Annotated in this window: 9 protein-coding genes; 8 read left to right on the forward strand and 1 reads right to left on the reverse strand. The window is 58.3% G+C overall.

The window, feature by feature from the left end; genetic code table 11:
- Positions 1–5 precede the first annotated feature (5 nt).
- Positions 6–1,562 carry a type VI secretion system protein TssA gene (gene tssA / locus J3P85_RS29090; protein ID WP_434704340.1) on the reverse strand — a complete coding sequence of 519 codons (1,557 nt, stop codon included), beginning with the start codon at positions 1,560–1,562 and terminating at the stop codon, positions 6–8.
- Between the two features lie 37 nt (positions 1,563–1,599).
- Between tssA and J3P85_RS29095 the strand changes: the two genes are divergently transcribed.
- From J3P85_RS29095 to J3P85_RS29130, 8 genes are all read left to right on the forward strand, one after another.
- A complete protein-coding gene (locus tag J3P85_RS29095; protein WP_434704341.1) occupies positions 1,600–2,013 on the forward strand; it encodes a hypothetical protein in 414 nt (137 codons plus the stop codon).
- A complete protein-coding gene (locus tag J3P85_RS29100; protein ID WP_434704342.1) occupies positions 1,997–4,060 on the forward strand; it encodes a type VI secretion system tip protein VgrG in 2,064 nt (687 codons plus the stop codon). The genes J3P85_RS29095 and J3P85_RS29100 overlap by 17 nt, the downstream gene beginning before the upstream one ends.
- 100 nt (positions 4,061–4,160) lie before the next feature.
- Complete coding sequence (locus tag J3P85_RS29105; protein ID WP_434704343.1) at positions 4,161–4,910, forward strand: DUF4123 domain-containing protein; 750 nt, start codon at positions 4,161–4,163, stop codon at positions 4,908–4,910.
- On the forward strand, positions 4,907–5,680 hold the full coding sequence (locus J3P85_RS29110) for a hypothetical protein (protein ID WP_434704344.1): 774 nt from the start codon (positions 4,907–4,909) through the stop codon (positions 5,678–5,680). Before J3P85_RS29105 ends, J3P85_RS29110 begins: the two co-directional genes overlap by 4 nt.
- 11 nt (positions 5,681–5,691) lie before the next feature.
- Positions 5,692–7,869, forward strand: coding sequence for a lipase family protein (locus J3P85_RS29115; RefSeq protein WP_434704345.1), 2,178 nt, complete (start codon positions 5,692–5,694; stop codon positions 7,867–7,869).
- A gap of 656 nt (positions 7,870–8,525) precedes the next feature.
- Positions 8,526–8,885, forward strand: a complete 360-nt coding sequence (locus J3P85_RS29120; RefSeq protein ID WP_434704346.1) for a DUF6124 family protein — start codon at positions 8,526–8,528, stop codon at positions 8,883–8,885.
- A 381-nt stretch (positions 8,886–9,266) separates the two neighbouring features.
- Positions 9,267–10,298: a histone deacetylase family protein gene (locus tag J3P85_RS29125; RefSeq protein ID WP_434704347.1), complete on the forward strand. Its 1,032-nt coding sequence runs from the start codon at positions 9,267–9,269 to the stop codon at positions 10,296–10,298.
- Between the two features lie 11 nt (positions 10,299–10,309).
- A complete protein-coding gene (locus J3P85_RS29130) occupies positions 10,310–11,410 on the forward strand; it encodes a polyamine ABC transporter substrate-binding protein (RefSeq protein WP_434704348.1) in 1,101 nt (366 codons plus the stop codon).
- Positions 11,411–11,514: the final 104 nt, after the last annotated feature.

Below are 11,514 nucleotides of genomic sequence, written 5' to 3' on the forward strand. Positions count from 1 at the left end.
GAGGTCTATTCAATGACCCGTTCCAGATCGAGGTGACATAACCTGCGATGGGTCTCTTCCTTGCACTCACGTACAGAGTGGTTTTGTGGCAACAAGTCGCAGCAGCTATGCAACAGGTGCAGCACCTGCAGCTCCAAGAGCGGCTCCCAGGTATTCAGGCCTGCGTTTCGTAGCGCCTGATCGAGGGCCTCCAACTGGACTTTGGCGAGTTCGTATTTCCTGGCCGAAAAGCACACACGAGCCAACGCGAGCTGCCAAAAGAATCGCTCACGCGCCCCATTGGCGCTTTGCATGCCTTGCCTGAGCAACTTAACGGCGGGTTTGAGACCGTCGTTGCGCAGGATCGCCTCGGCCTCCTCCAGCGCCCGCTCCCAAGGCGCAAGGTTGTCGGCGACATCGGCCGTGGGTGCCGCGCCGGGACTCTGCAGGTGAGGCTTGACCTGGGCAGCGATCCAACCCCGGGTGGCCGGATCGGCGAACGGCGTACCGTCATGCCAGCGCAATTCGATAATGCCCGGCAGGCGCTGGATGAATAACGCGAAATGGACTTCCACTTCACGCATGGCCAACTCAGCGTTCAACCCTTGCAGGCATTCCCAGGCAAGCCTCTGGCCATCGAACCAGAACGGTGCCGTCGCCAGGCTCGCCTCGATCTCCACAAGCAGGTCTGCGTAATCACCCTGCTGGAGGCGGTCTTGATAAGCCTTGAGTTTGTCCGCCGGCAGGCCGCGCAGCTGGGTGACCTGCTCGGCATTGCGCTCGGGCAATACATCGATGGCCAGCCAGAGCATGGTGCGATTCAGGCGCAGGGCACGAGCGTCAGTCGCTTTTTGTTTGAGCCACCAGGCGCATAACGGACGCGCACCTTCCTGCTGGGCGCGCAGGGCCTTGTGGGCTTCTTTTTCGTTTTCGATCGGAGAGCCGGGCGTGAGCAGTTGGGTGGCAACCTGTTTTACCTGAGCCACAACCGCTCCAATGGCACCAGGCTGCGGCCGGTTTTCGGTGGCTCGCTGGATCATGGTGTCGAGGCGCCGACACAGCGGCAGCAGCAGAGGTGCGTCGTCACCCAATTGGGTGGTGCAAGCAGCGTCGAGACTTTCCATTTGTTCCGCGAGATGACGGAACATCGGCAACTGCTCCTTGATCGCAATGTCATCGCCGAACGCTTGCTCCAGGCGAGGCAACAACCAATTGATGCTCGCGGCACGGGTTCGATTCTTGAGCGGGTGGATGTCCAGCCAATGGTGCTTGCATAAGTGCTGCAAAAGACCGAGACCCGCCAGCAGCCCTTGGAACGACTCTCGCTGATACAGCGCCCAAACCAGCCAAGCCACTACCCGTAGATCCTTCGACTGGGTCCGCAACAGCACTTCGCTTCCCTCAAGGACCTTCAACCAGTCGACCTGACCACTTTCGTGCATCGACTGGGCTTTGCCCACCTCGCCTTCCAAGGCTTCGTATTCATTTGAAAAACGCACGTCCGCACCCGCAAAACTGTCCTTGGAAACGGGAGTCTTGGCGAGCATCAAATAATGGACGGACAGTTTTTCGGAATACGACATTTACCCCCCTGAAAGTTCGGTGTGTGGCGTGGGTTGTTTGGACGGCATGGTTATTCAAGGTAAATATTCAGCCTCGTTTGTAGGAGATTTCGCCAAATACAATCCAGGCGCCTCGCCCCAAACACTCACCGCTCTCTTACCTGCCGAACGCCGCGAAGAATGCCAAGGTTTTCAGAATAAAAAAGTAGGAGCTTTCCTTTTTTTAAAGAAACAAAACCAAATGGGAAACTTCCCACGTCGAGCCATTATTGGAAATGATGGAATTTACCTTTCAAAAAATGACAAAACGCTTCAAATTATTTCTGTCGCAATCTCTTTTATCCATGAAGAAAATTCCTACATCCCTTTCCTTTTTTACCGGTGCCTACGCGATCGTCCGTCAAGTCTGCTTCAATGGAATCAGGAGCTAAAGCCACAACCCAAGGACGTTCGCCATGTTACCCACCTTTGATCTGTCCAACTTCCGCCTCACGATCCGTGACCTCACGCACGACTTCCAAGTCCTGGCCTTCGAAGGTTCAGAAGCCATCAGCGCCCCCTATTCATTCGACATTGAACTTGTCAGCGAACGAAGGGATATAAACCTGGAACATTTATTAAACAAACAGGCCTTTTTAGCATTTGATAAACATGGAAGCGGTGTTCATGGGGTAATTTATCGTGCTGCGCAAGGCGATTCAGGTAAAAGGCTGACTCATTACACAATAAGATTAGCGCCACGCCTGGCTTACTTGGGGCACCGCATCAATCAGCGAATTTTCCAACACGCCAGTGTTCCGCAGATCATTACATCGATCCTCAAGGAGCACGGCATTCTCACCGATGCCCATCGCTTCCAGTTAAGTGCGAGTTATTTGCCTCGTGAATACTGTGTGCAGTATCACGAATCCGACTTGAACTTCATCGAGCGCCTGTGTCACGAAGAAGGCCTGCATTATCACTTCCAGTACAGTGAATCGGACCATTACCTGGTATTCGGTGATAACCAGACCGTATTCCCTCGGCTTGAGCAGCGCACTGTTTATAAACACGGCAGCGGCATGGTTGACGACGAGCCGGTCATCCATCGATTTGGCCTGCGACTGGAGACCCGGACGAGCCGCGTCACGCGCCGTGATTACGATTTCGAGAAGGCGACATTCCTGTTGGAGAGCAGCTGTCAGCCCGGCGTCGAAAACGTTCAGCCAGACCTGGAGGCCTATGATTATCCGGGCGACTTTACCCAGCAAAAACGCGGCAAATTATTGAGCCAGAGAGCCCTGGAACGCCATCGCGCCGACTACCGCCAGGCCGAAGGAAAGAGTGATCAGCCAGCATTGAGGACGGGGCACTTCCTGACATTGAGTGAGCACCCTCGCCTGGAATGGAATGATCTATGGCTCCTGACCGAAGTGCATCACGAAGGCAAACAGCCGCAAGTGCTGGAGGAAATCACCCCCAGTAACGCTGGCGAGGCTGAAGACCGCTTCAATCAGGGCTATCGCAATCGCTTCGTTGCCACGCCTTGGGACGCGATCTTCCGTTCGCAGCGGGTCTATAAGAAGCCACGTATATCCGGCAGTCAGACCGCAATCGTCACCGGCCCCCAGGGCGAAGATATCCACTGCGACCGGTATGGACGGGTCAAGGTCAGGTTCTTTTGGGATCGTGCGGGACACGTCGACGACGGCAGCAGTTGTTGGTTGCGAGTGGCCTCCAACTGGGCGGGTAACAGCTACGGGGGCGCCACGATTCCGCGGGTTGGCATGGAGGTATTGGTGGCCTTCATGGAGGGCGATCCCGACAAGCCGTTGATCATTGGATGCCTGACCAATAGCGCCAATGCCTCGCCCTACCCGTTGCCTGCACACAAGACCCGTACTGTGTTTCGCTCTCGCAGCTCACCGGACGGCAAGGGCTTCAACGAGCTGCATCTGGAAGATCGCGCAGGTCAGGAACTGATCTATTTGCGAGCTCAGCGTGACATGGAACAAAAAATCGAAAACGACAGCCGATTGGAGATTGGCAACGAGCGACGGGAAACCATCAAGGGCAACAGCATCACTGTCCTGCACGGCGAAGAGCATCGGACCACGGCCGCCGACCGCACGGTCCAGGTCGAAGGCAATGACTACCTGCGCGTCGCCAACCGCCACACCCGTGTCGATCAGACACTGGCCATCGAGGCCGGGCAGCAAATTCATATCAAAGCAGGCGCTCATGTGGTCCTTGAAGCAGGCGCAACCCTCAGTTTGAAAGCCGGGAGCCAGCACATCGTGATCGACCACAGTGGTATCTACAGCAGCAGTGAAATCCAACTCGGCGGCGCCCCCATGGCCGGCGCCACTGCCTCATCATTCAGACCCGGCTTGACCGATCCCTTGGCGGCTCCAGCCCCAGTACTCGCTCCCACTCAACGCGCGCTGATAACAGCCAGCAAAGCAGCGGGATTGGACTTTTGTCCAATCTGCGAGGCCTGCCGCGAGGGTCTCTGCCTAATGGAAGTCGCCGGCGCATGACTCGCTCACTCCCCATCAATGGTTGATCGAACAGCAACGCCTCGGCCACGCTCTGTGCCTCGTCCTGGACTCAGAACATGAGCACCCCACGCGCCAGACATTGCTCAAGAACAGTCGTCCCGACCAATACTTGAGCGTGTACGGCCAAACGCTGGTTGCTGACCTCGCTGACGCCGGCCCCTTTGTCTTCACCTTCGATCGGCCCGGCGACGAACACATCAATGAATTGCTCGACCGACCGGACAGCCACTGGGGATGGTTTGCCAGCCTTCCCAAAGGGGAGCTGCCTACACTGGTGGAGCACTGGCGGGAACGGCTGATCATCGGAGAGCGCCCCCATCAGGCGTTGTACCGCTTCCATGACAACCGTGTACTGTCCCGGGCGCTCAAGCACCTGTCCGTTGAAGACTATCCCGCCTACCTCGGACCAGCGATCAGTGTCTGCTATTGGCAGGGCAATCATTGGTCAAGCACGCATAACCCGACGCCAGGAACCTATCCGGTGCCTGATTCGCCTCTTTGGCTGCAGGTGCCCGTTACCCCGCAGCAAGCGATGCAGGTTCGGCTCCTCAATGCCCGTCGCTTCCTGTTGGCCGAGCATGTCCAGGCCTTCGCAACACTGGCCGAGCAACAAAACCCGGAGGCGTGGTTGCGTGCCACGCTCGACCAGGCCGAGGCCTGGCAGTGGCAGGCGCCCGAGCAGTTGGAGTTTTTACTGACCCAGCGCCTGCAAGCACCCACCCAGGCGCTGGCGCCGTATTGGCAAGTACGTCCAGCCGAGAGCCCCGACGAGCATTTTCAACGGATACTCCTGATGACGGCGTCCTGGCAAGGAGATACGTCGCGATGAAACATACCCTGCGAATGGCGGGTTTGAGCGGCTACCTGGCGCTCACGACAGGTTGTGCCGACAGACAACTGAACACCTTTATTTTTACAGCGGATTTGCCGCCTGGCTTTGCCTACCAAGCAGCGGTGTACTACGTGCCCGCCCCAAGCGAAACCTGCGCCGTCGAGACCCGGTATAACAAAGCGCCGGTATTCAACAGGGAGTGGCGTAAGGCATACAAACCCGATTCCGAAATCGTTATTCGCCGAACCCGTATGGGTTGCCCGCTGGTGATCAGCCGCATTGAGCTCGAAATCAACTCCGCCTATGGCAAGGACTGGAGCGATATCAGTCAAGATTCAGCCAACGTCGTGATTCGCGATGAGCTGGAAGCGCAATACAAAGGCACGTTCAGCGAAGCGGGTGAAAGCACTTTTTACGGCCAATGCCAATGGTTGTTCCGCACCTCAGGCAAGCCCCGCATTCTCAGAAAAATTCTTGACTGCAAAAAAACCAACCTACAAGGCGAGCTTGGGCGTGGACGTCCTTTCTCGGCGTACACCCTTGATCAACTGCCGGGTAAAACCGTGAGGATGAAGATCAAGTTGGCCCGCGAAGAGAAGCCCTACATGGGTGATACCTGGGTGAAGGTGCCCAACGGCTGGAAACGCTGCATGGGCGAGGACTTCGAAGATCCATACGCATTTTGTTTCGGTAATTACAAAGACTTCAGCGGTTTTCAGATGCCCGATGGGCGCAAATGCACTATTTACCCCGGTTGTACGGAATAAGGAGATCGCGTATGACGTCGTTTCAAAAGGAATTGGAGTCGAGGCTAAGCAGTCGCAATTTGGCCTGTCCTGTCGGGGGTAGATGGACCAGTTTTCAGCTCGTCGATGAATTGGGCTCTGGCGAGCCCTATGCGGGACTGGCCTATATGGCGACCGATTCGGAAGGACAACAATACTCAGGCAACCTGGATGCCATGGGCATCGGCAAGGTCATCAACCACTACGCAGGGCCGCTTGCCCTTGCCTTTGAACAACCGTATCAAGGGCAGGAAAAGTTTTATATCGAGCTTCAACGTAGAACTCACTACCCCCTCCAAATCACCGAACTACAAGTCCGCGCCGAGCAAACCCGCTACCTGAACCCAAACGCCACACGCACCCGGGAAAATCCCGCACAAGCCTGTGCAGACGATTACTTCCAAGTGGAAGTACGGCACCTGGTCAAGCATGTCGCGCATTTGCCCCCCGAGGTGTACCGCCATTACCCAGCCCCTTCGGGGCCGGCACGCCTGATGGGTGAACATGGTAGGCTCGGCGTAGCGCTGATGCCGCAAAAACACACTGTGCTGGAAGTTCGCCCGTTGCGTGCCTTGCGCCCCATGCTGTCCACCGCCCCTGAATTCTGCGCGCTCAACTTGTATCAATTGGCGCTCATGTCGACCTTGACCTACTGCCCCTTCGGGCAAACACCTGACAAGGCTCCGATAACAACGCCGCTGAGCTTCACCAAGCAACCAAGCGTGGGCAATTGGTTCGCGGATGCGTTGGCCAAGTTCGAAGAACTCGGGGAGTTCTATCCGGAGCAGACAGAACCCTATTACCCGCTTTATGAAGACGTGCCCTACTCCAAACGCCTGGAGATCGTGCCGTTCGACCCGGCCCTCTACGCGGCCAACGATCCGGAATTGGGTGTACATCAGGAACATCCCGCCAAAGTCCATTTTCTCGATGACACCGACAAGCAAGAAAGCACCGACACCCAGGCCTACATCACCCATAACGACGAACTGATCCTGATAGCCGTGCGTGGCACCCAGCAAACCGCCGATTTCCTGCGCGACGCCGATGCGCTCCAGGTGCCGTTTGAAGAAGGTGTCGGCCAGGTGCATCGAGGGTTCTATGGCGCCGCCAAAAAAACTGCGGCCTTCGTGACGAGCTATCTGGACAGGTTCTACGCAGGGCAAAAACTGCTGATCTGTGGTCATAGCCTGGGAGGTGCGGTGGCGTTACTACTGGCAGAAATGCTGCGGCGCAGACCGGAAGGTTACACCCTCCAGCTCTACACCTACGGCGCACCCCGCGCCGCCGACGCCACTTTCACAAAAAACGCCGCCCCCCTGGTGCATTATCGAATGGTCAATCACAACGACCCGATACCCAGCGTGCCCGGCAGTTGGATGAATACCAAGAGCGGTGTTTATGGCACGGGGTTGGCCCTTACGTTCGCCAACGTACCGGTCGGCCTTTCCGTGTTCGTGGCGGGCATCACTAACCTGACGGGCGAGCCCTACGAGCACCACGGCATCTTGCGGCACTTCCTGCCGGTGGAGTTCGATCGCAAGGAGCGGTCTTCAATCCTGTGGATGCCCCAGTGCGACACCATCACCCAACACGCCGCCTGCGAGGTGGCCCTCGAGCATAAACATGGCTTGCCGAACCGTCCGGCATTGCTGGCCCAACTCATCCAGACCGGTAATCACTTCATGGTCCCCAGCTACATTCCCGCTTGCTGGGCGACCCTGCGGCGCTGGCAGGAAGCGCAAACCCGCGGAAGCACGCTGGCGACAAAACGCGAATATGAGTGGATCGATCAGGCACTGACACGGATTACCCAACAGTTGCGCGATGAAGAGCGCTACCTGGCGGGACGGGGCGCGCCCAATGGACGAAGCGAAAGGTCCGTCAACATTGCGCTCATCCGTGAGGTCGAAAAGATGCACAACACGCGCGCGCGCCTGGCCACGCTGCGCACCGCGTCGGTCAGTGAAAAAGATGTCTATGGGAGTTTGTCGGAACAACCTGAGCAATTGGCACAAAACCTGGCTCGCTGGCAGGCGCATCCGGAGAACAGGGTGGCCGAGCCACTGGCGATGGCGCCGGCTCTGGATGACGAAAGGGAACTGATCCGTGGTGTTCATGGGTATGCGATTGGTGAACCGTGTACGCTGGATCTCGATTTCATTATCTGACCGGCATGGCGGCCAATACGACGGCTGCGCCGCCGAGCGGGAGCAAGCTCCCTCGCCACAGGCGGTGCGTGCCTTTAGATCGGGTGTGCATGTGCTGGCGCCATCGCGAGCAAGCTCGCTCCCACAGGGGATTGGCGGTGGGCGCTCATTCTGTGATCACCTCGGGTTGGTCAACGGCGCTGAACCTGTGGCGAAGGAGCTTGCTCCCGCTGGGCTGCGCAGCAGCCCCAAAAAGGCGGGCACATTCCTACAGAAAAACCGCTGCGCCACCGAGCAAGAGCAAGCTCCCTCGCGCCGATTCCTGGGCATTACCAAGGCTTGTTTATTCTCCCGCCGCAACGCTTCCACCCAGCTACGAATCCTTGCGCCATTGCCTACAACTACGCCAGAATCCGCCCGCTTGTGCGCCTTGCCCATGGGTTCTATCGTTTCCCTGCCACTGCCCATCAGTGGTCGGGTTTAGTAGCCCGGAAGTAGTAACGGTTGCATGAGTCTCATCAGTCAGGCATTGCCTGCACTCGATGGTGGCTGTGCGCATGGCGCCTTCGGGCGCGCCGGGTTCCGTTACCTCTACCGGTCTACTAACTTGCGCACAGCTGCCTCCTTTCGTTTAGTAGCGAGATGGTTGCGGCCTACTCATTAGAGGTAACGCAACGATGTTCAAAATTACTCCAAATCCTCCAGAAACTGACTCAACGTCTACCCATTCCGATCGCAAAAACAAAAAGCACGACGAAACCACCAAACGCGTCTTGGATCACTACCTGCTACCGAAACCGGAAAAATCCGAAGATGCATCCAAACCGGACCAGCTCTTCACCGTGTCAAAAAACGCCGACAACGAATGCCTGCTCGCCAATCTCAGCGAAAACCTGGCATCCGCCGACGCGATGATCAGCAACCTGGCCTTCGACCTCGAAGGCCCCCGCCGCCACATCGCCCTCGGCATCCAGCAACTGATCGAGATGAGTTCATTGCTGGCGAACCGAGCGCTGGATAACGTCGACCCGCGCTAACCGCTACACCACCAACCCCGTGGCGAGGGAGCTTGCTCCCGCTGGGTGGCGAAGCCGCCCCAAAACTGGCTGACGCATTTCTTCGCAAATACCACGTCGGCCGGTTTACGACGGCTGCGCCGCCGAGCGGGAGCAAGCTCCCTCGCCACGGACCGTGTATGCCTTCAGATCACGTGTAACGTGCCGCCGCCTTCGCGAGCAGGCTCGCTCCCACAGGGGACCTTGTGCCCCAACCCCGCGCACACCCGCGCCAACAAGGGGCGATTTACGGTCAAACCTTTTGGCCATTTCGATCCCCTTTTGGCCTCTCCTGCCGTTCTCTGAAACGCCCCACACCGCAAGACTGTGTTCACACCGACCAGCCTTGCGGAGAACAACAAAATGCTGACGATCTACTCAGACGATCACCACTTGCACCACGGCCGCTGCGAGTTGATGGACGGCCAATTGATGCCTTGTTTCGAGATGCCGTCCCGGGCCGATCATGTGTTGGAGCGGGTCAAGACGCAGGGGCTCGGGCCGGTGGAAGCGCCGCAGGATTTTGGCTTGGGGCCGATCCAGCGTATCCACAGCGCGGCGTACCTGGAATTTTTCAAAGGCGCCTGGGACCGCTGGGCCAAGTACAACCGCGACGGCGATTTGTTGCCCTTCACCTGGCCGGCGCGGACCTTTCGCACGGTCATCCCCACCAGCCTGCACGGCCAATTGGGTTATTACAGTTTCGACGCCGGCGCGCCGATCACCGCCGGCACTTGGCAGGCGGCCTACAGCGCCGCGCAAGTGGCCCTTACCGCCCAGGCAGACATCCAGCGTGGGGCGCGCAGTGCCTTTGCCTTGTGCCGTCCACCGGGGCACCACGCCGCTGGCGACTTGATGGGGGGTTATTGCTACCTCAACAACGCCGCCATTGCCGCCCAGGCCTTTCTCGACCACGGCCACAAGAAGGTCGCGATCCTGGATGTGGATTACCACCACGGCAACGGCACCCAATCGATTTTTTATGAGCGCAGCGACGTGTTGTTCGCGTCGATCCACGGCCATCCGGAGGCGGAGTTTCCGTTTTTCCTGGGTTATGCCGACGAGCGTGGCGAGGGCGAAGGTGAGGGTTTCAATTTCAACTACCCTTTGCCAGCCGGTTCAGGCTGGGACACTTGGAGCGCGGCGCTGGAGCAGGCCTGTGGGCAAATCCGCGGCTACGACGCCGATGTCATCGTCGTGTCCCTGGGCGTGGACACGTTCAAGGACGACCCCATTTCGCAATTCAAGCTCGACAGCCCGGACTACCTGGCGATGGGCAAGCGCATCGCGGCGCTCGACAAGCCGACGCTGTTCGTGATGGAAGGCGGTTACGCGGTGGCAGAAATCGGCATCAATGCCGTGAACGTTCTTGAAGGTTTCCAAAGCGCCCCATGAGGAACAACAGCATGAACAGACTCAAGCGTTTAATGGCCCCAGCCGTGTGCGCCGCGCTGCTTTGCGGCGCTGCCCAGGCCGAGGAGCGCACCTTGCGCGTCTACAACTGGTTCGACTACATCACGCCCAAGGCCCTGGAGGATTTCAAGGCGCAGAACAGCCAGGTCAAGCTGGTCTACGACATCTTCGACACCAACGAGGCCCTGGAGGCCAAGCTGCTGACGGGCAACTCAGGCTATGACGTGGTGGTGCCGTCCAACGTGTTCCTGGCCAAGCAGATCGAAGCCGGGGTGTTCCAGCCCCTGGACCGCAGCAAGCTGCCGAACTGGAACCACCTCGACCCCAAGCTGATGAAGCTGATCGAAGCCAACGACCCGGGCAACAAGTTCGCCGTACCCTACATGTACGGCACCATTCTGATCGGCTTCAACCCGGACAAGGTCAAGGCCGCCCTGGGCGCCAACGCGCCAGTGGACAGTTGGGACCTGATCTTCAAGGAAGAGAACATCAGCAAGCTCAAGCAGTGCGGCGTGGCCTTGCTTGATTCGCCGTCGGAAATACTGCCCCTGGCCTTGCAGCACCTGGGCCTGGACCCCAACAGCAAGAAGCCGGCGGACTACGCCAAGGCTGAAGCGCTGCTGCTGAAGATCCGGCCTTACATCACGTACTTCCATTCGTCCAAGTACATGGCGGATATCGCCAACGGTGACATCTGCGTGGCCGTCGGTTATTCCGGAAGTTTTTCCCAGGCCGCCAACCGCGCCAAGGAAGCCAAGAATGGCGTGACCGTGGACATGCGCCTGCCCAAGGAAGGCGCGCCGATCTGGTTCGACATGCTCGCCATCCCCAAAGGGGCGAAGAACCCGGGCGACGCCTACACCTTCATCAACTATTTGCTGCAACCCCAGGTGATCGCGCCGGTGAGTGATTTTGTCGGTTATCCGAACCCGAACAAGGACGCGACCGACCTGGTCGACCCGGCGATCCGCGGCAACCCCAATCTGTACCCGACTGAAGCGGCCATGGCCTCGCTGTACACGCTGCAACCGTTGCCGAGGGACGCCGAACGCGCACGCACGCGGGCCTGGACACGAATCAAATCCGGCCAGTGACCGCGCCGTATCGGCGCCAAGGTCATACGTCGACCTATACATAGTTACCACCTGCCCCAGTCCGTGCCTCCGTAGCATGAAAAAACCGAAGCGTTCGGCTTCGG

Source organism: Pseudomonas sp. Z1-12 (assembly GCF_051132015.1).
Classification (GTDB): Bacteria; Pseudomonadota; Gammaproteobacteria; order Pseudomonadales; family Pseudomonadaceae; genus Aquipseudomonas; species Aquipseudomonas zanjanensis.